At 35.4% G+C, this 21878-nt stretch carries 22 protein-coding genes and 1 other annotated feature (1 of these 23 running past the window's edge); of the genes, 5 read left to right on the top strand and 17 right to left on the bottom strand.

All coding sequences use genetic code 11. From position 1 onward, the window contains the following. Positions 1–34 precede the first annotated feature (34 nt). The 6 genes from HMPREF0077_RS10940 to HMPREF0077_RS04455 form a co-directional block, all read right to left on the bottom strand. Positions 35–964, bottom strand: coding sequence for an ABC transporter transmembrane domain-containing protein (locus tag HMPREF0077_RS10940; protein WP_004836776.1), 930 nt, complete (start codon positions 962–964; stop codon positions 35–37). Between the two features lie 127 nt (positions 965–1091). Continuing rightward, complete coding sequence (locus HMPREF0077_RS04475) at positions 1092–1562, bottom strand: hypothetical protein (protein WP_004836775.1); 471 nt, start codon at positions 1560–1562, stop codon at positions 1092–1094. Positions 1563–2107: 545 nt separating this feature from the next. Further along, entirely contained in the window at positions 2108–3049 is a 942-nt protein-coding gene (locus HMPREF0077_RS04470) for a D-alanyl-D-alanine carboxypeptidase family protein (protein ID WP_004836774.1), read from the bottom strand. Between the two features lie 177 nt (positions 3050–3226). Then, positions 3227–4846, bottom strand: a complete 1620-nt coding sequence (gene groL, locus HMPREF0077_RS04465) for a chaperonin GroEL (RefSeq protein ID WP_004836773.1) — start codon at positions 4844–4846, stop codon at positions 3227–3229. An 18-nt stretch (positions 4847–4864) separates the two neighbouring features. Continuing rightward, entirely contained in the window at positions 4865–5146 is a 282-nt protein-coding gene (locus tag HMPREF0077_RS04460; RefSeq protein ID WP_040349415.1) for a co-chaperone GroES, read from the bottom strand. Positions 5147–5238: 92 nt separating this feature from the next. Further along, complete coding sequence (locus HMPREF0077_RS04455; RefSeq protein WP_004836771.1) at positions 5239–6471, bottom strand: pyridoxal phosphate-dependent aminotransferase; 1233 nt, start codon at positions 6469–6471, stop codon at positions 5239–5241. 87 nt (positions 6472–6558) lie between these two features. Here HMPREF0077_RS04455 and msrB point away from each other — a divergent pair, with 87 nt between their 5' ends. Next, positions 6559–6996, top strand: coding sequence for a peptide-methionine (R)-S-oxide reductase MsrB (msrB, locus tag HMPREF0077_RS04450; RefSeq protein WP_004836770.1), 438 nt, complete (start codon positions 6559–6561; stop codon positions 6994–6996). 473 nt (positions 6997–7469) lie between these two features. Here msrB and HMPREF0077_RS04440 read toward each other — a convergent pair whose 3' ends face one another. The 10 genes from HMPREF0077_RS04440 to metG all read right to left on the bottom strand — a co-directional run bounded on the left by HMPREF0077_RS04440 (position 7470) and on the right by metG (position 16544). Then, positions 7470–8762: an NAD(P)H-dependent oxidoreductase gene (locus HMPREF0077_RS04440; RefSeq protein WP_004836769.1), complete on the bottom strand. Its 1293-nt coding sequence runs from the start codon at positions 8760–8762 to the stop codon at positions 7470–7472. Further along, on the bottom strand, positions 8755–9963 hold the full coding sequence (locus tag HMPREF0077_RS04435) for an aminoacetone oxidase family FAD-binding enzyme (RefSeq protein WP_004836768.1): 1209 nt from the start codon (positions 9961–9963) through the stop codon (positions 8755–8757). The genes HMPREF0077_RS04440 and HMPREF0077_RS04435 overlap by 8 nt, the downstream gene beginning before the upstream one ends. Continuing rightward, positions 9960–11393, bottom strand: coding sequence for a UDP-N-acetylmuramoyl-L-alanyl-D-glutamate--2,6-diaminopimelate ligase (locus HMPREF0077_RS04430; RefSeq protein ID WP_211204678.1), 1434 nt, complete (start codon positions 11391–11393; stop codon positions 9960–9962). Before HMPREF0077_RS04430 ends, HMPREF0077_RS04435 begins: the two co-directional genes overlap by 4 nt. A 121-nt stretch (positions 11394–11514) precedes the next feature. Beyond that, the gene (locus HMPREF0077_RS04425) at positions 11515–11826 is read right to left on the bottom strand and encodes a type II toxin-antitoxin system RelE/ParE family toxin (RefSeq protein WP_004836766.1); all 312 of its coding nucleotides are present in this window, start codon (positions 11824–11826) and stop codon (positions 11515–11517) included. 9 nt (positions 11827–11835) lie between these two features. Beyond that, on the bottom strand, positions 11836–12117 hold the full coding sequence (locus HMPREF0077_RS04420) for a type II toxin-antitoxin system RelB/DinJ family antitoxin (RefSeq protein WP_004836765.1): 282 nt from the start codon (positions 12115–12117) through the stop codon (positions 11836–11838). Between the two features lie 99 nt (positions 12118–12216). Continuing rightward, positions 12217–12447 (bottom strand): glutaredoxin family protein, encoded by a 231-nt coding sequence (locus HMPREF0077_RS04415; protein ID WP_004836764.1) that lies wholly within the window; start codon positions 12445–12447, stop codon positions 12217–12219. Positions 12448–12479: 32 nt separating this feature from the next. Continuing rightward, complete coding sequence (rsmA, locus tag HMPREF0077_RS04410; RefSeq protein ID WP_004836763.1) at positions 12480–13322, bottom strand: 16S rRNA (adenine(1518)-N(6)/adenine(1519)-N(6))-dimethyltransferase RsmA; 843 nt, start codon at positions 13320–13322, stop codon at positions 12480–12482. Then, the gene (gene rnmV / locus HMPREF0077_RS04405; protein ID WP_004836762.1) at positions 13319–13849 is read right to left on the bottom strand and encodes a ribonuclease M5; all 531 of its coding nucleotides are present in this window, start codon (positions 13847–13849) and stop codon (positions 13319–13321) included. Before rnmV ends, rsmA begins: the two co-directional genes overlap by 4 nt. After that, entirely contained in the window at positions 13846–14607 is a 762-nt protein-coding gene (locus HMPREF0077_RS04400; protein ID WP_004836761.1) for a TatD family hydrolase, read from the bottom strand. Before HMPREF0077_RS04400 ends, rnmV begins: the two co-directional genes overlap by 4 nt. Beyond that, positions 14607–16544 (bottom strand): methionine--tRNA ligase, encoded by a 1938-nt coding sequence (gene metG, locus HMPREF0077_RS04395; RefSeq protein ID WP_004836760.1) that lies wholly within the window; start codon positions 16542–16544, stop codon positions 14607–14609. Before metG ends, HMPREF0077_RS04400 begins: the two co-directional genes overlap by 1 nt. 193 nt (positions 16545–16737) lie before the next feature. Between metG and HMPREF0077_RS04390 the strand changes: the two genes are divergently transcribed. The 4 genes from HMPREF0077_RS04390 to HMPREF0077_RS04375 all read left to right on the top strand — a co-directional run bounded on the left by HMPREF0077_RS04390 (position 16738) and on the right by HMPREF0077_RS04375 (position 20508). Continuing rightward, entirely contained in the window at positions 16738–18117 is a 1380-nt protein-coding gene (locus HMPREF0077_RS04390) for an alanine/glycine:cation symporter family protein (RefSeq protein WP_004836759.1), read from the top strand. A gap of 152 nt (positions 18118–18269) precedes the next feature. Continuing rightward, positions 18270–18635, top strand: coding sequence for a DUF3139 domain-containing protein (locus tag HMPREF0077_RS04385; protein WP_004836758.1), 366 nt, complete (start codon positions 18270–18272; stop codon positions 18633–18635). 98 nt (positions 18636–18733) lie between these two features. Next, complete coding sequence (locus HMPREF0077_RS04380) at positions 18734–19522, top strand: Mrp/NBP35 family ATP-binding protein (protein WP_211204677.1); 789 nt, start codon at positions 18734–18736, stop codon at positions 19520–19522. 8 nt (positions 19523–19530) lie between these two features. Further along, complete coding sequence (locus HMPREF0077_RS04375) at positions 19531–20508, top strand: DUF1002 domain-containing protein (protein WP_004836756.1); 978 nt, start codon at positions 19531–19533, stop codon at positions 20506–20508. Between the two features lie 145 nt (positions 20509–20653). On the opposite strand, the gene HMPREF0077_RS04370 is transcribed toward HMPREF0077_RS04375, so the two are convergent. Further along, positions 20654–21715 (bottom strand): branched-chain amino acid aminotransferase, encoded by a 1062-nt coding sequence (locus tag HMPREF0077_RS04370; protein WP_004836755.1) that lies wholly within the window; start codon positions 21713–21715, stop codon positions 20654–20656. Between the two features lie 61 nt (positions 21716–21776). Continuing rightward, positions 21777–21878, bottom strand: a binding site (T-box leader) (it continues 124 nt past the right edge of the window).

Here is a 21878-nt window from a genome sequence, read left to right as displayed (position 1 = left end):
AGTTGTTTTACATCTATCAATAAAATCTAAATAATCAAAGAAAATTTTTAAAATCTAAATAATCAAAGAAAATTTTTCTTGATGACAAAAACTCACTATAAATATTTGATATTGTTTGAATAGGGCCAGCTATTGTAAACATTAATGTTGTCATTGCTATTAAAGATGGCAAGGTTAATAGATTCTTATACACAAATATACCACCAATTACCCAAGTTCCAGAATATAAAACATTCCCAAGTCCGTAGGAAATGGAATAGGTTTTTAATAGTGATGATTCAAAAAATATACTTTCATGTTTAAGTTTCCCTCCTAATAGTTTCAATCTATCATGGAAAAATAGTTTTAAATTTGAAATATTTACAAAAAGAATATTATCTGCATACTCATTATAACTATTGAGATACTTGTCTTTAGCATTTTTTTGTATTTCTTTTTTATTAGCAAGAATCTTTTTACTTATTATAGGTGTGAGTAATGGAATAGCTGACAGAACGAGCATAATTATAGTTAGATATCCTTGTATATATATAGCAGAAATCAAGGAGATAACAAACATAAAAGAATATAATATTATAGATAGTAAATTTCTTATATATGATTCCTCTACTATGCTCAAATCATTTACCATTTTGTTTTTTATTGTATTAGTAAAATTATAGTCCATTTTTGACAATTCTGTTTCATTTATATTTTTTATTAGGTCATTTTTTAAATCTAAGGATATCCTATTGGTGATTATAGACCTATATTTTTTTGGTATATAATCAAAACTGGCTTCAAGTATAAGGTAGGGAATTGCAAATATTGAAAATAAAATCAAAGCCTTGAAGTCATTATTTATAGCAGAACTAGTGATTCTTTGATATAAAAACGCAGTACCAGCAGTTAAACTAGCAGAAATGAAACACATAAATATGTATATTATAATATTTTTTTTGTTGTTTTTTATATATTTTCTCATTTTCTATACTTTTCTCTCCTCTAAAATATATTTAACGCCAATTTACATATCTATACAGATATGGCCATTTCCTTATTCTTAGAATGAATTTAATAGAGCATTTTATAAATGATAAATCAAAACTATATTATCTATAATATTTGTACTCTCTTATCCAAGTAGCTATCCATCCTCCTATAGACAAAACAAAACCTGCTATTAATTCAACAAAAAACATAGGGGTTGTGAAGATGAAATCGTTTGAAAAAGCTATTAATAAGTTAATGAAAATAAAAATCCCTATTAGAATTAAGTTAATCTTCACCCAAAAATCATAGGAATTCGCATAATTCTTTTCACTTCTAAGAGCTATTCTTGAATAATATCCCGAAATCTTCCAAGAACTTCCATATAGTTTTTTCACAAGTTCATAAGGAGGCCTAGCAAAAAACCTCAAAATATAAACAATCAGAAGTAAAATAGAAAAAGCAAAAACCAAGTAAATTGAATTTCCATTATTCTTTAAAGTGTCAAATATATATTCTTTGAAAAACTCAATCATGCCAAATATCAATAAAAGCATAATAAGATCTATCATGATAAATTTATTTTTCCTCATTAAATACACCCCTTAATCAATAGCTTTAAAATAGGAACAATACTTACACTAATTGTTTATCCTATGGAGATAAGACAAAAGATATAGACAACCTAAAACAAGTAGATTTTGTTAAAATAATTGAACAAGTAAAGAGTCAATACGAGGATAAAAAGTACATGTTAGGCAAATAAAAGATTTAAGATAGAGGACAATCTACGTTCATTTCCATAATCTTTAAGCAAAGAAATTATGCCGACAATTTTAGCTCTAGGTTTCCTTGATGAAGTATTTAAAAATTCTTCTACTGGTATTCTTCCATTTTCAGTCTCATAAAATATTAGCTCAAAATCATCCGATTTTACACCTTGAATACATTTTATGATATATATGACATATTACAAAGGAAATAATTTATAACTTCAAGAGGAATTTCTTAGTTCTAATAATCAAAATATCGAATCAAATGGGGTATTTGCTTTTAGGACAATAGATAAGCTAAAACTATTAAAAAATATGTTCTTATAACAAAGAAGTCGGACTTTTATTGCCGACTTCATGCTTTATTAATTTTTCTCTATGATTGTATTAATCGCTGCCTGAACAGCTTGGTACCTATCTTTATCTGACTTGGCTGCTAGGCAGGTTATCAAATATCCTTTGCCATCTTTTTCATATAGGGCTAAAAGATTATAAGATTCTGCCATAGTTCCAGTCTTTAACCCCTTGATATACTTATTGTAATATAGGGAACCCTTGTCCAAAAACTCATTAGTGTTTTTCCAAGTAAAATCTCCCTGGTTAGTATGGATGGTAAAGGAGCTTTCTCCCACACATTCTCTGACAAAGTCATAATCAAGAAGCTTTAAGGCTACCCTATTGATATCATCCAAATCTGTGTAAGCCTGAGTAGAGAATCCACTAGGGTCGAAGAGGTCTGTATTGGTATAGCCTTCTTTTTTAAGGTAGTCTTCGAGCTTTTTCACAAAATACTCTACATATTCTTTCGTACTATAGCCATCTCCAAGCTCTTTTTTGCCAATATTATAGGCCAGTGCATAAGCTGCATCATTGCCAGAAGGAACGAGCATGGCTTGGATTATTTGTTTAGCTGTGTATTCTCCACTTCTTAGATTTGCTAGGGATGATCCCTCAGGAACAAGGCTCAAGAGCTCATCACTTATCTCGACCTTATCATCTAGCTTTACCTTAGTCATCGCATAATCTATTGCGAAAAGTTTAGATAGGCTTGCGACAGATGGCAATTGTTTGCCACCCTCATAAAATAAATATTTTCCCTCATTTAGGTCATATACTGAAAAAGCGAGGGCATCCTCAGGAACTTTTACATCTCTTGTATTTACTATAAAATCGACTTTATCAGATAAACTTTTATAAACTCTGGATTCTAGGATTTTATTCTTAAATAAGCTAAATATACCAAAAAGTATTAGAATAAGAATTAACCCTATTGTTAAAAATCTCTTACTTTTATTATTTGTTTCCATATTTTCCTACACTCTTAGCTTTATTTATTTAGATTATATAAGCTATAAGTATATTTTTCAATCTAAGAACCTTATTTTAATCTACTTATGGAAACAAAGCATTTTTTTATAAATCAAAGAAGGAGGTAGTATTCCTACCCCCTTCTTTAACCGCCTACGGAGTTAAGTTTCTAGTTTTTAATACATGCCTGGCATGCCTGCTGGCATTTGTGGTGCTTCTTCTTTTGGGATGTCTGCTACTGCTGCTTCTGTTGTTAGGATCATTCCTGCAACACTTACTGCGTTTTGTAGGGCAGATCTTGTTACCTTGGTTGGTTCTACGATTCCTTTTTCGAACATATTTACATATTCGTCATTGTAAGCATCATAGCCTTCATCTTTAGCTGAATGTTTTACTCTTTCTACTATTACAGATCCATCCATACCAGCGTTTTCTGCAATTTGTCTTAGTGGAGCTTCTAGGGCTTTTTCTATGATGATTGCACCTGTTTTTTCATCTCCCTTTAGGCTTTCAGATAGTTTTTTAATCTTTTCTATTGCTCCTATTAGGACAACTCCACCACCTGCAACGATTCCTTCTTCAACTGCGGCTCTTGTTGCTGATAGGGCGTCTTCGATTCTGTATTTTTTCTCTTGCATTTCAGTTTCTGTTGCAGCTCCAACGTTGATTACTGCAACTCCACCAGCAAGTTTGGCAACTCTTTCTTGAAGTTTTTCTTTTTCGTATTCGCTATCTTCTGTTTCTACTTGTTTTCTAATATGGGCAACTCTTTCTTCAAGGCTTTCCTTAGATCCCTTACCTTCTACTATTGTTGTGTTGTCTTTGTCAACTTTAATTTTCTTAGCAGATCCTAGCATGTCGATTGCTGTATCTTTTAGTTCCATGCCAAGCTCTTCGCTTACAACTGTTGCTCCAGTGAGTATTGCTATATCTTCAAGCATAGCCTTTCTTCTGTCGCCATAGCCTGGTGCTTTTACGGCTACTACGTTAAAGGTTCCTCTTAGTTTGTTTAGGATAAGAGTTGTTAGGGCTTCTCCATCTACATCATCTGCTATGATTAGAAGTGGCTTAGTTGATTGAACGATTTGCTCTAAGAGTGGGAGGATTTCTTGGATGTTTGAAATCTTCTTATCTGTTAGTAGGATGTATGGATCATCAAGTTCTGCTATCATCTTTTCATTGTCTGTTGCCATGTAAGGTGATAGGTAACCCCTATCAAATTGCATACCTTCTACTACATCTAGGTGGGTATCAGTTGTCTTTGATTCTTCTACTGTGATTACTCCGTCATTGCCAACTTTCTCCATAGCGTCTGCTATGAATTTACCGATTTCAGGGTCTGCTGATGAGATTGTTCCTACGTTTTGGATAGCTTGTTTGTCTTCTACTTCTCTTGAGTTTTCTTTGATATAAGATACGACTTCGCAAGTTGCTTTTTTAAGTCCCTTTTGTAATACTACAGGATTTGCTCCAGCTGCGAGGTTCTTTAGACCTTCTTTGATGATGGCATGAGCTAGGACTGTTGCTGTTGTTGTTCCGTCTCCTGCTACGTCATTGGTCTTTGTTGCAACTTCTTTTACAAGTTGTGCTCCCATATTTTCAAATCTATCTTCAAGTTCTATGCTTTGGGCAATTGTTACACCATCGTTTGTGATTGTTGGTGCTCCATAAGCCTTATCTAAAACTACATTACGTCCTTTTGGTCCAAGGGTAACTTTTACTGCATTTGCTAGTTTATCAATTCCTGCTTCAAGACTAGCTCTTGCATCAGATGAAAATTTAATATCTTTAGCCATATAATCTTCCTTTCGTTTCTATTTTACAACTGCAAGTATATCGTTATATTTAACTACGATATATTCTTTATCATCAAGTTTAACATCTGTTCCGGCGTATTGAGAATAGATTACCTTATCTCCAACGCTTAGAGAATCTTTTTTCTTTTCGTCATTTTCTATATCAGAAGAGATTGCAACTACTTCTGCATATTGTGGTTTTTCTTGGGCACTTTCTGGAAGTACGATTCCAGAGGCTGTTGTCTTTTCAGCTTGTGCTTTTTGTATAACTACTCTATCACCTATTGGTTTTAGCATCATAATTTTCTCCTTTATTTTTACATTTAGCACTCGCAAGTCTAAAGTGCTAACTCACATTATTAATATACTAAGACCAAAAATTTTTGCAAGTTTTATTTCTGATTTATATAAAAAGCTAGTCTATCGACAAGTTGAGGGATTTTTTTCTCGCTTACTCCACAAATCGCAACCCTAATTCCCTTGGCTTGAGGGATGGTAAAGATATTTTCTTTTTCTAATTCTTCTGCAATCTCAAAGGCCCTAGCAGTTGGAATAAAGGTGAAAAATCCTCCAAAATATGGAATCATGGTTAGCTTATTCTCCCTAGCTTTTAGGACGAATAAGTCCGCCCTTCTTTTAAGCATAGCTCTTAAAGCTTCAAGTTCCTTCTCATAGACTTTTTTGTATTCCTCTTTTTCCAAATCTATGAGGATGTTTTGAGCTGCATGGGTTCCATTAGACCAATTGCATCTTGCTGAATGCGAAAGAGATGCTTCAAATTCTTTTATTATTTCCTCGCTTTGAGATATTCCTACTGCTGCCCCACATCTTAGGCCGTAGGCTGTGTGAGATTTGCTCATAGAAAAGCAGACTATTACCATCAAATTTTCTGGAAGAAGGGAAAATTTCTTAAAAAATCTCCTCTGCTCATCCCCATCTCCAGCAAATTCCAGATAGGCTACATCTACTATCAATGTAAGCTTTTTGGATTTATCTTCTGCTTTTTCTTTAAGAAGACCAATAACTTTATCCCATTCATCATCTGATAGGGAATAGCCAGTTGGGTTGTTGGCAGGTGAATTGATCAAAAGAGCAATTCTATCAGCATCCCTTAGCCCCTCACAAACAGCTTCTTCTAAAGCCCCAATATTAAAAGCATAATCATCAGTAAAAAACTTGTAGGTCCTAAAATCTCTCTCAAATTCTTGGCAGATTTTCCTGTAAGGAGCCCAATAATAATCGTGGCAAATTAATGGATCTCCCCTATCAAGATAAGAAAAAATCGCAGACCTAATAGCTCCTGTTCCTCCAGGACTTGCTATAGCCGAGATAAAGCCTTCTGGCTTATAGGCTCCAAAAAGATTGTCAATTACTATCCTCCTATATTCCTTCTCCCCTTCGATTGGTGCATAAGATGCAATCCTTGACCTGTCCATTTCATCAAGTCTATCATAAACAGAAAGAAGGCTAATAAGTTTTCCTTCATCATCTGCGAGTGTTCCTAAAGCTGCATTAATTACAACGCTACTTCCATTTTTTTCTATAGCGGCGTTAGCCCTATTGTTTATAGCAAAGGCTAGATCTGGACCGTCATTCCATGTAGCCTTCTTGATTGTCATTACCATAAAATCCTCCTAATTACTTTTATTATACTACCAGCTTAAAGAATACCCCTAAGTAAAAGGTATAATTTTATTAGGAAAGGAATTTTTATGACCTACGACAAAAAAGAATTAAAAGATAGATTAAGCGACATCTCCTACAGGGTTACCCAAGAAAATGCAACAGAAAGACCCTTTTCTTCTGTCTATGACAACTTTTATGAAGAGGGAATCTATGTAGATATAGTAAGTGGAGATGCCCTTTTCTCATCAAGAGATAAGTACGATGCAGGATGTGGCTGGCCTTCCTTTACTAAGGCCCTTGATGATAGTGAAATTAAAGAAGAAGTGGATTTAAGTCATGGCATGATTCGTACCGAAGTAAGAAGTAGGGCGGCAGACAGCCACCTAGGCCACGTCTTTTCTGACGGCCCAGCTGATAGGGGAGGGCTTAGGTATTGCATAAATGGAGCAAGCCTTAGATTTATTCCCAAAGAAAAGATGGAAGAAGAAGGCTATGGAGAGTATCTAAAATTGTTTAATTGCTAATAGTTGATTAGCTTAACAAAAGTATTGTAAAAATAATTCTATTGCACTTTCAACCAATATGCTGTATAATATACGTGACTAGAAAGAAAGTAGTTCCATTTTGGACGCAAAAAAGACAGGAGAGCCTAACATACTCCTGTCTTTTTTTATTTGGTAGTTACTATCTTTTCTGTTTTCTAACTTTTGTATTAATCTGTCTAACCATTTGCAAATGCAGTGACTAGTTACATCTACCCTGACAGCTATTGAGAAAGAAAGTAGCTTTTTCATTTTGAACGCCCCTTTCTGTTACCAGTATAGGGATAGTAACATTATAATTATATCAGGTGTTTTTATATTTTTATAATATTTTAACTCCAAATTATAATTTATAAGGTGAAAAACAAATGATACCAAACACTTTAAGTTTTAATATTCTATATAGAAATAAGCATTCAAAAAGACCGATTGTCCTAGAACGATCGGCCTCTTTTTTACAATTTCATTGAGTTTTGTCTTCTTCTTAGTCTTGTGATAGTTGCTTTTTCGTCAAGCTCTACCATGGACATGTCTATTACTGTTCCCTTTTTGATATCCTTAATAGCTCTTGATTTGTCTGTGATTAAGGCTATTGGCAAGAGGTCTTCTGTTAGGCTTCTGGCATGGCTTGTTAGTTTTCCAAAAACAGTTCTTGAGCCAACTCCTTCAAGCTTTTCTCCAGCCTTTATATCTCTTTTTGCTATTGTAACTGTATCTGCTACTTGACCATGAAGAGGAACTATTGTAGCTTCATTTTCTACTACTGCCTTGTAGATTGTAATTGGCGTTTCAAGACTTGTTAGGTGGTAAGGTCTATACATTAGATAGTTTGGACCATCACCAAAGCCTAAGAACTTCATAAGATCTCTTACGTCTTCTTGATCGCTTGTAACGATTATAAAGACTCCTGGGGCCATTCCTCTTGAAAATTCTACTACTCCATATCTTGAAAGCTTGCCACCGTCTGCCTTTAGTTTGAAATCTTCTACGGCAGTTTCTGGACTTGTGTCGATACCGTGGCAACCGAAAGTATCTGGTAAAAATCCTAGGGCGTTGGCTGCTGAGTTTAACTCAAGCATGGTGTTTGTTCCGTCTACAAAGCTTGTAAGCATTTTTGCTGATAGGCCTTTTTTCTTTGCTTCTTCTGCGAGGGTTTCTGGTGTTGCATCATTATCTAGTGGGTTGTTCTTACCCTTTGCTGCAACTAATACTTCAAGGCCCATACCATAGGCGTATTCTACAAGATCGATTATAGCTCCTGGCTCATCGCCTAGGATTCCTGTATAAACAACTCCCGCCTTTTTTGCCATATCGTGAAGGACAGGTCCTACTACGGCATCACATTCTACGTTAAAGGTAATCATGTGCTTGTGGTATTGGATAGTTTTTCTTGCTATTACTGCTCCAAATGGAGGGTTTCCTGTACAATCTATTACTGCATTGATTTGCAAAAGCTTATAGGCTAGTCTGTAGTTTGTTGAAACACAAACGAAACCCTTTTCCAAGACTTCATAGCCTTCGTTATAGTCATCTGTAAATATTATCTTATCTTCAGCAACTCCAGCATTAACAAGGGCCTTGATTGCCTTTTGTGGAGTTCTTTCTACAACAAGCTTAACTTCCATGGCATCCATCTTTGATAATTGGCTTATCAAGGATGAACCCATCTTGCCACAGCCTATTACTGCAAGCTTTATGCTTTCTCCATTGTCTTTCAATTCTTTTAATTTTCTATTTATTTTAAACATTAATACTCCTTATTTTCTCGCAGGCTACTTTCGCTGAAGAAAAAGCCCATTGTATATTGTACCCCCCACACGAGCCGGATACATCTAGAATCTCGCCACAAAAGTATAAATCTTTATATTTTTTTGACTCCATAGTCTTATCATCTACAAATCTTGTATCAATTCCCCCTATCGTTACCTGGGCATTGGTCTTATCATTTATATCCTTGATGTGAAAACGCATTTCTTTCAAGATTTTGATAAGCATTGCCATATCCCTATCGCTAAGGTCATCTGCCCTCTTGTTTACATCAATCCTAGCCTTAATTAAGATATCATCGATCAGCCTGTCATTTACAAGCCCAAAAAGAACCTCATAGATACTTCTTTTAGGATATGTATTAAGCAAAAATCTTATCCTTTTTTCTAAGTCTTTACTTCCATAAGTCGGAAAGAAATCTATAAGGACAAGAGGATCTTCCTTTTTGCTTAAACTTATACTTATCTGGTTAGACAAATCCAAAATCGCTGTTCCACTAAGACCATAGGATTGGAAAATTACATCATCTGTTGATTCTTTAATCAATTTTCCACGGACAAGAAGGCTCGCCTTGGCTCTTATCCTAGTACCCTTGGTTTTTTTCGATAATTTCTCCTTGGTCTTGTAATTAGTAATAGCATAAGTAAGGCTTGTAACTTGTTGCCTATCTTTTAAAATATCTAATATCAAACCATCAGAACCTGAATTAGGAAGGGTGATTCCTCCGCTTGCAAGGACTAGGATATCATATTTGTATTTATTTCTATCACTTACAATTAACTTCTTTTTTAAATCAATGCCAACAATTTTTTCATTAAAAACAAATTTAGCATTTTCCTTAGCACTTATGTACAAAATATCCCTAACTGTTTTGGCAGCCATAGTCGCAGGATAGCACCTACCACTAGGAAGATGCGTGCTGTCAATCCCTAGGTCAGAGAAATATTTTATTAAATCTTCATTAGTAAATTTCTCAAGGGCATATTTTGGAAAATCGGGATTTCCCCCTTGATAATAGGAAGGAGAAAAATTTAGATTGGTAAAATTGCACCTACCATTTCCGCTCGCAAGGAGCTTTCTTCCAGCTTGATCGTTAGAATCTATTACAGTAAGGTCAAGTCCCTCTGCAAAAGATGCAAATGCAAGGCCAGCAACCCCTGCCCCTATTACAAAGACTTTCATAGCTCTTCCAAGACTTCCCTTAAAGTTTCTCTTTCACTATAAGGGGTCTTCTCATTGCCATGAAATTTGATAAAATTCTCCTCGCCCTTTCCTAAAAGAAAAACATAATCGCCTGGCTTTGCCATTTTGATGGCATATCTCATAGCATCTTTTCTTTCTTTTCTAATAACATAGTCTGCCTTGTATTCATCAAGGCCTACTATTATCTCTTCATTGATATGATCGACATTATCAAACTTTGGATCATCTGTTGTAAGGACAGAAAAGACCTTATACTTGCCACAAGCGTTTCCTATTAGCCTTCTAAATTCAGAATTTCTATCCCCATTTATGCCAAAAACTGCAATTATATTACTTCCCTTTGGCACTGACTCGAAAAGGGCCTCATAGGCTCTAGGCGTATGGGCAAAATCTAGGATGATATTTATTCCTAGGTCATTTTCTATATATTCAAATCTAGACTTAATCCCCTTAAACTTCTTAAAAGCTTCTCCAATATCCTCCATAGAAGCTCCCATTTGATTGAGGCAGGCTACCGCAGCAAGCGTATTGTATATTTCGTAATTAGCAATTTTGTTGAGGACAAATTCTACTCCCCTAATCTTAAAAGAGATTTTACCGTCTTTTTTAACAATATCTTCGGCCCTATAATCTGCACTTTCTTCATCTATGGCAAAAGTTATAGTCTTTGGAAAAAGCTCTTTAGCTCTTTTACCATAAGGATCATCAATATTTGCTAGGGTATTTTTTGCATTTTCAAATAAAATCATCTTGGCCTTAAAATAATTATCCATAGTCTTGTGATAATCTAGATGTTCTTCGGAAAGATTAGTGAAAATCCCATAAGCTATATCTAGACCATAGAGTCTTTTTTGATCAAGACCATGGCTTGAAGCCTCAAGGGCTAGGTGGTGGATGTTCTTTTCAAGGCACTTAGCAAGGATTCTATTTACTTCAGTGATGTCTGGAGTAGTATTTGATGTTGGAATTATATCATCTCCTACATGAGCATTATTTGTTCCGATACTTGCACTATCGCCAAAAATCTCTCCCATAAGAAAGGCTATAAGCCTTGATGTAGTAGTTTTGCCATTTGATCCAGTAACTGCTACAAGCTCCATCTTTTTGGATGGAAAATCGTAGATGAGATTTGAAATTTGAGCTAGGGCCTTCCTAGGGTCGTTTACCCTTATATAAGAAATTCCCTCTTCACAAGTTACATCTTCTGTGTGAATAATAAGGCTTGCTCCCTTTTTTATAGCGGAAGCTATGTAAGTGTGGCCATCACTAAGAGAGCCCTTGATTGCGACAAAGGCAGTCGCCTTATTAGCCTTTCTTGAATCATTTGTAATAGCCTCTATGGCTATATCATTTGCTTTTTTATAATCTATGTAAGATATGTGTGAAATAATATCTTCAAAACTTATCAAAATAATTTTTCCTTTCAAAATAAAAATCTTTTATCTATCTCTAAGTATGTATTTTACCATTATTAAGTGAGAAAATAAAAACTAGTTTAACTCATTCTAATAAACAAGATAAACTAGTCTTCTATTGGTACAATATTTTATCTATATTTCTTTTAGCATATAAGACTCTTAAAATATAAACAATTTCTTTATCTAAATCGATACTATAAAAAATCAAATAGTTTCTAACAGGAAAACTTCTTATAGCAATTCCTAAGGATGACGACTTGTATATTCTATGTCTTTGAGGCATTACTTCTAAACTTTTTACTGCATTCTTAATATCAAGAATAGTTTTACGTGCAATATTATCTGATGATAAATTTAAAGATATATAGCTTTCAATACTATTAATATCTTCCTTAGCACTCCCAGTTATCTTAAGCTTAAACATTTTTCTAAATCAACCAAATACTTCGTCTACATCGTAGATATTGCCATCATCTATGTCTTTAAGGCCTTCTTTTAGCAATTCATCTAATTCTTTCTTAGATATTTTTGAAATATCCATGGATTTTTCTTCTGGAATTTTAAGATCAAAAGGTAGGCCCTTATTTAAAATAATTTGCCTATAAAACATATCTATCGCATTTGAAGGTGCGATTCCTAACTTTCTTAGAATATCTTCAGCTTCATCCTTAACTTCTGGTTTAATCCTAATATTAATCTTGGCTGTCTTTTCCATAAAATCTCCTTTTTTAAATTATACAGTTATGTGTGGCTATTGTCTATACAATTTATAAGGTACAAAAAAACAAAGCCGTCTCCAGCCTTGCTCCTATAATTACTTATTAAGTTTTGCTTCTATTGCTTCCTTGTCGAAGCCTACTATGTCTTCTCCGTCGATATTAATAACAGGTACTCCACGATAGCCCTTGCTAACAAGATAATCTACTGCTTCCTTGTCTTTGTCGACATTCATTTCAGTAAATTCGATTCCTTTTTCATTGAAATATTGTTTTGCTGCCTTGCAGAAAACACAAGTGTTTGATGTATAAATTTTAATATCTGCCATATTATCCTCCGTTTTCTATATATACCCAATAATTATAGAGTCTCAATTGTTTTTGTCAAATCAATAAAATCATCTAGGGACAAATTCTCTGCCCTTAGCTTTTCATTTATACCCAGTTTATCAAAGGCTAATCTCAATTTCTCTTTATCTACTGCATCAGCTAGGGAATTTAGGATAGTCTTTCTCCTCTTGTTAAAGCCTGCGTGAACTATGGCAAAAAGCTTAGACTCATCTACATCGTCCCTATACTTTCTAAGCTTTAGTTTAAGTACGGTTGAGTCGATTTTAGGCTGGGGCATAAAGACGGACTTAGGCACGTTTGTGATTTTTTCTGCCTCAGTGAAATATTTTATAAATACAGAAAGCGATGAGTATTCCTTATCCTTTTCTGTAGCAAGCATCCTATCAGCAACTTCTTTTTGAACCATAATAGTCATATCTGTGCAAGGCAATTTGCTTGTAACAAGTTTTTCTATTATAGGGGTTGTGATATAGTAGGGGAGATTGCTTACAACTTTGAAGGCTTCTCCAGAAAATTCTTCCTCAACTATTTTTTCTAAATTAGCCTTTAAGATATCCTCGTGGATAAGCTTGAAATTATCGAATTCTTCCATATTTTCTTCTATGATTGGAAGAAGGGCACTGTCGATTTCTATGGCTACGACTTTCTTTGCTGATTTTGCCATCTCATAGGTTATTGTTCCGATCCCTGGTCCGATTTCTAGGACATTTGTATCTTTAACATCTGCTCTATCTACGATTTTTTCTACGAAATTTTTATCTACAAGAAAATTTTGGCCGAGCGATTTGGAAAATCTAAAGTTATAAAAATCTATTATATCTTTTACAACTTTTGGTGAATATAATTTTTTCATAATTTTTCTACCGCCTTTTCAAATTCTTCTCGACTTATGGCAAAGGAATTGAGCTTAGATAGGAGTTGTTTGGCATTGTAATAGCCTATTCCTAACATATCTCCAAGCTTTTCCCTATTATCCCTAGAGTCCTTACCAAAGGAAAGTCCATTGTTTATGAGATCGGCCATAGTAAAGACCTCTCTCTTCTCGCTTATTTCAGCCTTGGCATTTTTTAGAGCCTCTCTTATAACTTCAGGCTCCGCATTTTCTACTCCAAGGTCGTTTTTCTTGATGGCTTTTTTTCTGTCTATATAGGCGTGCTTGGCAGTGGGTATGTGCCCCGCAATCCTTGCCCTAATCTTTTTTCCTGCATAGTCAGGATCAGTTAGAATAATTATCCCACACCTGTCGTTTATGACTTTTAGCCTTTCTATTAGGTCTATGCCAAAGGCAAGGCCGTTTGTTGCAATCATCTCACACTCTACCGCCCTTTTGACATTGGCTATATCATCTTTTCCTTCTACTACTATTGTTTCTTTAATCATAAGGCAAAAAATTCCTCTGCATTCTTACTTGTCTTTTTTTCTAATTTTTTAAGCTTCATTCCTCTAAGGCTAGCAATCTCACGAGCAACTTCTATTATCTTTCTAGGATCATTTCTAAGACCCCTATAAGGCTCTGGTGTTAGATATGGGCTGTCTGTTTCAAGCATAAGCCTATTAATATCGACATAGCTTGCAGCAAGCTTCTCATTTTCTCCATTAGAAAAGGTCACAACCCCACCTATTGAAATATAACAGCCAAGCTCCATATACTTATCTAAAAGATCCAAGCTTTCTGAAAAGCAGTGGATTTGAATTTTTAAATCCCTATAAGCCTTTAAAATCTCTAAGGCATCTTCACCAACATTTCTAGTGTGGACTACAACTGGAAGCTTTAGCTTTCTTGCGATTTCTAGTTGCTTTATAAAGATTTCTTTTTGCTTATCTTTATTATCATCACGCCAGTAATAATCAAGGCCAATCTCTCCAATAGCTACGACTTTTGGATTTTGGGCTAGCTTTTCTATAATTTCTAGGTCATCTTCTCCCATAGTTTCAATTTCTTCTGGGTGGATGCCGACTTGGGCATAGAAGTTGTCAAACTTTTGGGCAAGGTCTACCGCCATCTTTGAATCGTGAATGTTACAGCCAGGATTTATTAGAGCTTTAATATTAAAATTGGACAGGTCCTTAATAATAAAGAACCTGTCACAATCGAAAGCCTTATCTGTTAGATGGGCGTGGGTGTCTATTAAAGCCATTAACTTACCTTACTTCCTGGCTTGATGTCTGTGAGGGTTGATAGGAGAGTTAGGTCATTATCGAAATCTGCCGCCAAAAGCATGCCTTGAGATTCAATACCACGCATCTTTCTTGGGGCGAGATTTTTAACAACTATTACGTTTCTGCCTATCAAGTCTTCTGCCTTATACCATTTTTTGATGCCAGATATAATTGTCCTTGGCTCAGCTTCTCCAATGTCAACCTTAAATACCAAAAGCTTGTCAGCATCTGGGTGGTTTTGGGCTTCTATGATTTTTCCTACAACCAAGTTTACCTTAGTGAAATCTTCGAAATCTATAAATTCTTCTTTTTCTTCTTTTGCATTTTTCTTTAGTCTTTGTTCGATAAGTGCACCATTGGCATCATGAAGTCTTACAAGTTCCTTGTCAATATCAAGTCTATCGAAGAGGTTCTTGCCCTTAGATACTCTGGCATTTTCTTCAAGAAGTCCAAACTTTCCAGCTGACTCAAAACCCTTGTTGTCTGTTCCGATTTTTTCTAGGATTTCTCTTGTAGTATTTTTCATAACTGGCTCGATTAATTGGGCTACAATTCTAATAGTTTCAGCAAGGTTGTATAAGACTCTGTCAAGCCTTTCTTTATTGGCCTCATCTCGGCCTAAAATCCATGGTTCTGTTTCATCTACATACTTGTTGGCACGACGAATAAGTACCCATATGGCTTCGATGGCTGCGTTAAAGTTAAACTCATTCATAAGCTTGTTAAACTTGCTGTAAGTCTCGCTAGAAAGAGCTATTAACTCATCATCAAAGCTATCTGAAACTGTTCCCTTTCTAACAACTCCACCATTGTATTTATCAATCATTGAAGTAGTTCTTGAAACAAGATTTCCTAGGTCATTTACAAGGTCAGAATTATATCTTTCCATGAATTTCTTGGCTGAGAAGTTGCCGTCAGAGCCGAAGTTAAATTCACGAAGCATGAAGAATTTAAGAGCATCAACCCCATAAAGGTCTACCAGTGGTTCTGGATACATGATATTACCCTTGGACTTACTCATCTTGTCATTATCAAATAGGATCCAACCATGGGCGAAAACTTTCTCTGGTAGAGGGAGGTCTAGGGCCATCAAGAGGGCTGGCCATATTATAGTATGAAATCTTACTATATCCTTACCAATTAGGTGGACTCCGGCTGGCCAATATTTCTCAAATTTTTCCTTATCATCCCCAAAGCCTATAGCAGAAAGATAGCAAGATAGGGCATCAATCCAAACGTAAACAACATGTTCATTATCAAAAGGAACATCTACTCCCCAGTCAAAGGAATTTCTAGTTACAGAAAGGTCGGATAGGCCCTTGTCAATGAAGTTGTTAAGCATTTCTTTTTGCCTAAAGGCTGGTTCAAGAAACTCTGGGTGGTCTTTGAAAAGCTCTTTTAGCCTGTCTGTGTATTTGGAAAGTCTAAAGAAATATGTTTCTTCTTCTTGGTAGTCTACATCCCTTCCACAATCAGGACACTTGCCATCTTCAAGTTGAGCTTCAGTCCAAAAAGTCTCGCAAGGAGTACAATAATATCCCTTGTACTCACCCTTGTAGATATCACCTTGTTCATAAAGTTTAGTAAAAATATTTTTAACGTCTTCTTCGTGTTGCTTCTCAGTTGACCTGATGAAACGATCATAGTCAATCTCAAGTTTTTTCCAAAGCTCAATTGTCTCAGAAGCAATTTTATCAACGAAAGCTTGAGGATTAACTCCAGCATCTTGGGCACTTTTCATAATCTTTTGGCCATGCTCGTCAGTTCCTGTAGTTAGGAAAGTATCATAGCCAAGGAGATTTTTATATCTTTTTAGCACATCAGCTATTACTGATGTATAGGTATTTCCGATATGTAAGTTAGAATTTGGGTAATATATCGGAGTTGTTATATAGTAAGGTTTTTTCTCAGTCATAATAATCCTTTCATAATTCAAATGAATATATCAGTTTCATCATACTTCAACAAGAGGGATAAATCACCAAATTATAAGTCTTATTTTTATATAGCAAAGGAAGCCTTACTAATTAGACCCTTTATAAAAAACTTGAATTTTTCTTTGTTATTTATTATACTATATTGGTATTTCAATTTTAGAAGGGGGAAATATGGATATAATTTTAAAAGTCGCAGATTTTATGTGGTCCAATGTAATTGGATATGTGCTATTGGCAGTAGGCCTTTACTATTCCATAAGACTTGGCTTTCCACAATTTAGACATGCGCATTTGATAAAAAAGGTTATAAAGAAAAACCTTAAAAACGATGATGGAGTAAGCGGCTTTGCTGCTCTTGCTACAGCAGTTGGTGGACAAGTTGGAACAGGCTCTCTTGTTGGTGTAGCAACTGCTATTTGTTTTGGTGGACCTGGTGCAATTTTTTGGATGTGGGTTACTGCTATCTTGGGTATGGTAATTACTTTTGCAGAAACTGTTTTAGGTCAATTATATAGGGTCAAATTAAAGGATGGCTCTTATAGGGGCGGACCTGCATATTATGTGCAATTTGGTTTGAAGTCTCGTAGTTTTGGAATATTTACAGCATTTTTCTACATACTAGGCGTTGGTCTTTGTATTGCCTTCATGCAATCAAATTCGATAAGCCAAGCCTTCACAGGTGTTTTGGATCTTAATCCAATAATCCCAGGCATAATAGTTACAATTGCTGCTTTTATCATAACTATAGGCGGTATAAAAAGACTTACTGATTTTTCTTCAAAGGTTGTTCCTTTGATGGCTCTTAGCTATATAGTTGTAGTTTTAATTATTGTTTTTACAAACATAAGTAAATTTCCTTCTGTTATTGCTATGATTTTTAGGAGTGCCTTCCTTCCTCAAGCAGCCTTTGCTGGTATGCTAGGCCATACAGTAATGGAAGCTTTTAGACAAGGGGTCGCTCGTGGTTTATTTTCGAATGATGCAGGTAATGGAATCGCAGGTATTATGCATGCCTCAGCAGATGTAAAGCATCCTGCAGAACAAGGCTTCCTTGGAATGTTCGGAACTTTTGTTACAACAATTATAATTTGTTCCCTTTCTGCTTTCGCCCTACTTTTGACAGGAGTTGTAGGAGATCCGGCTAATGGAGCAGGTATTACCCTTGTCCAAGATGCCTTCGAAAGTATTATGGGAGTTTCAGGTAGATGGCTAGTGTTTTTTGCCATGTTTATGTTTGGCTTTACAACTCTAATAGCCGACCTCTTTTATGGTGAAAGCAATATTGTATTTATCTTTAAAGATAAATACAAAGTTCCTCTTTGGATTTATAGGATAATAGCCTTCATCATGTTTCTTATTGCCACTCAAATGGATCTAAAACTTGTTTGGGGCTTTATAGACGTCTTCGTTGGAATTGTAGTATTTATAAATGTAATAAGTTTATTCTTGCTCTTTAAAGATGTAAAAACGGTTTTAAGCGACTATCAAAGCCAACTTGCCCAAGGAATAGAAGATCCTGTTTGGAAGAGGGATAAGGAATATAAATTGTAATAAATCAAATATAGATAAGAGAATTTGACTCCTAAGCCTCGGAATCTTTATAAGAGATTTCGGGGTTTTTCTTTGGCCAAATCTTTATTCAAAGTCTGTGAATTTCTAGCAATAATTTGAATTTCTCCTATAATATTAGTAAAGGAGGACTTATGAAAGGCAAAAAAGTTTTCTTGGCTATATTAATCCTTCTAGGTCTTGGCTTGTTTTTTATTTATCCAGTAGAAAGAGGACTTGCCCTAAGGTGCTATGAAGATTACAGATCTGCTCAAGGAATTGGTGAAGAAAATATAGAAAGTGAAGAAGTCTTTAGAGATTATAAGAATGGTGGCTATAAGATTATAGCAAGCTATAAGGATGATCCGGGCTTAACTTACTATTATTCTTACTATCCTTGGACTCATAGGAGGGGAGAAAATTTACGTTTCAATAGAATTTTTCTTAATATAAGTAATTCCCACGAACAATTAGGTCCCCCCTATGAAAATAAGTGCAAGTACCCTCCACTTTATGAATGAATCTTTCTTCTCTAAGCTTATCGGCTTAACATATGATAAATTGAAAGTATAATATTCCTACATCTGCGAAAGTCCAGGTGCTTAGAAAAGGAGAGAACATGCAAAAGAAAAATATTAATTTAGATAAATTCAAAATCAAAGTCCACGAAGGTTCTTCAATCAAGAAGGTAATAGCTGTAATGAGTGGTAAGGGAGGCGTTGGAAAGTCTTCTGTTTCAGCCCTTCTTGCAAATAACCTTAACAAAAAAGGCTACAAGGTAGCAGTCTTTGATGCTGATATTACCGGCCCATCTATGGCAGAGGCCTTTGGTATTGATGAAGCTGTTAGGGGAACAAAGGAAGGGCTAATGTATCCAGCCATAAGTCGTGATGGTATAAAGCTTATTTCTGTAAATATGATTCTACGTGAAAAAACTGATCCAGTTATTTGGAGATCATCAATAGTTACCAATGTCCTAAAACAATTTTACACAGATGTAGACTGGGGAGAAATCGACTATATGATAGTAGATATGCCTCCAGGAACTGCTGACGTGCCACTTACAGTTTTCCAATCTTTACCAATAGATGGTGTAGTAGCTGTAGCTACCCCTCAAGGCTTGGTAGAGATGGTTGTAGAAAAATCAATCAAGATGGCCAAGATGATGGGCAAAAACATCATAGGTCTTGTTGAGAATATGTCATATTTCAAATGTCCTGATTGCGGAAGTGTCCATCAAATCTTCGGCAAGAGCAATCTTAGCGAAGTAGCTGAAAAATACGACATAACTTGCATAGCCAAGCTTCCAATCGACCCACAAATAGCAGAAAAAATCGACTCAGGTCTTTGCGAAGATATTGATATGAAAGAGTTAAGTCCAATTATAGAAAAAATTGAGAGTCTATAGGAGATAATATGGTTAAGAAAATTTTGGCAGGGCTATTAACACTTGCAATCTTTCTTCCTCAGGTCGCTATGGCTAGTGACTTTGATAAGAATAAGGATGATGTAATATATGGTGTAGCCCTAAATGATGATCAGATAAATTTAGTCGATAAGGCTATGGATGTAGCAGATGATGTAAATGTTTCTCGTGTTGATGGCTCAGACCTTGAAAAATATCTCGGCTATTCAACAGCTGATTCAAATATGATTTCATCTGTCTATGTAAAAAGACACGGAAAGTCTAAGGGTATTTCAGTAAAGATTAAAACTCCTGAAAATATAACAGAGATTACTGAAGGTCAATACACTAATGCTGCCATCACAGCAGGAATTACTGGTGCAGATATCCTCGTTGCAAGCCCAAAGCCTGTAACAGGTGAATCAGCCCTAGTCGGAGTCTACAAATCAGAAGAGTTGCGTGGAGTAAAGCTTGATAGCAAGAGAACTCAAACCGCCCAAGAAGAACTTGAAACTGTATCTTCTGTCGCCAAAGAAAATGAAGGTAAGGATAAGTTCGATAGCAAAAAACTCGATAAGGTAGTAATAGATGTAAAACAAAAACTTGCCGAAAACAAGAAAAAAACTGGCGAGAATGCCTCATCAGACCAAATTGCTGTCTATATTAAAGATGCCCTTAACAATGTAAATATGGGAGATATCTTATCCAATAATAACATTCAAATTCTTGTCAACTACTTTGAAAACTACCAAAACACTTCTGCAATAGACAGTGCCGAGGTTAAGGAAAATCTTACTAAGCTTGCTGGTGATATAACACAAAAGGCCGGCAAATTCTACGAAGATAACAAGGATAGTATCAATAAGGTTGCCCAAGAAGCCAAGGATAGTGGTCTTTGGGATAAGATAATGGAGTTTTTTAGATCCATTTTCGATTCTATCATGAAAGCCTTTAACAACAATGATGAGGCTAGTGATACAAATAATTAAAAAGATTTAATTTATAGACATATCTCCTCCAAAATGACTGGCAAGAGATAAGTCTTGCATTATCCTAAGGATTTTCTATAAAATTCATATTTTAAAAAAGTAGCTGAGTAAATTTCTCAACTACTTTTTTTCTCCAGTATTTTTTTTATTTTACTTCTCTTCTCCAAGCATACTTATCTTCTACCTTTGCCCATTGGATATCTGTTAGGTCCTTGTAGAGTCTGTGGGTAAGATTGCCTGTCTTAAAATCATTGACTTGGACTTTCTCACCCTTATAATAAAGCTCACCTATTGGAGATATTACTGCAGCAGTTCCCGTTCCAAAGGCTTCTGTTAGTTTTTTACTCCTTGCTGCCTCAATAAGTTCATCAATAGAAAGATGCTTTTCTACGACCTCATAGCCATATTCTTCTAGGAGCTTTAGGATGGAATCACGAGTTACTCCAGGAAGAACTGTTCCTTCGATAGGAGCTGTAATGACTTTTCCATCTATTACAAACATAGCATTCATTGAGCCAACTTCTTCTACATATCTTCTATGAACACCATCTAGCCATAGGACTTGAGTATAGCCTAGTTCTTCTGCCTTAGCTTGACCTATAAGACTTGCAGCATAATTTCCACCGCATTTTACAAAGCCTGTTCCTCCAGGACTTGCTCTAACATATTCATCCTCTACATATATTTTTACAGGATCGATTCCTTGTGGATAATAGGCTCCTACAGGAGATGCTATAATTAAAAATTTGTAGGTTTTTGCCACATGAACACCAACTGATGTTTCGTTAGCAAACATAAATGGTCTGATATATAAACTTTCTCCTTCTTTTTCTGGAATCCAAGCTTCTTCAACTTTTACAAGCTCCTCGATAGCTCCTATAAATAAGTCTTCAGGGACAATTGGCATGCACATCCTCTTGTTAGAATTGATAAATCTTCTAGCATTCATTTCTGGTCTGAATAAATATACCTTGCCATCAGCCCCCCTATAGGCTTTTAGGCCCTCAAATGTTTCCTGAGCATAGTGTAGAACCATTGTAGCTGGATTCAAATTAACATCCCCATAAGGAAGAATCTTCATATCATGCCAACCTACTTCGTCGGTATAGTCCATAGAAAACATATAATCTGTAAAATATTTTCCAAAGCCTAGTTCTCCACGTGGTTTTTCTTTTAAATTTTCCCTTTTTATAAATTCGTATTTCATAAGTCCTCTTTTCTATAATATAATTTTTGTAACAAAAAAACTCCCGCCTCCTTGCCCTTAGCAAAGAGACGAGAGATAGAATAATCCCCGCGGTACCACTCCTTTTCATCTATTGATGCACTCAATTCATAATGAATAACTCTGTAACGGGAGTTCCCGGCAA

This window comes from Anaerococcus tetradius ATCC 35098 (assembly GCF_000159095.1).
GTDB classification, from domain to species: domain Bacteria; phylum Bacillota; class Clostridia; order Tissierellales; family Peptoniphilaceae; genus Anaerococcus; species Anaerococcus tetradius.
This window is presented reverse-complemented; position numbering and strand designations above follow the sequence as displayed.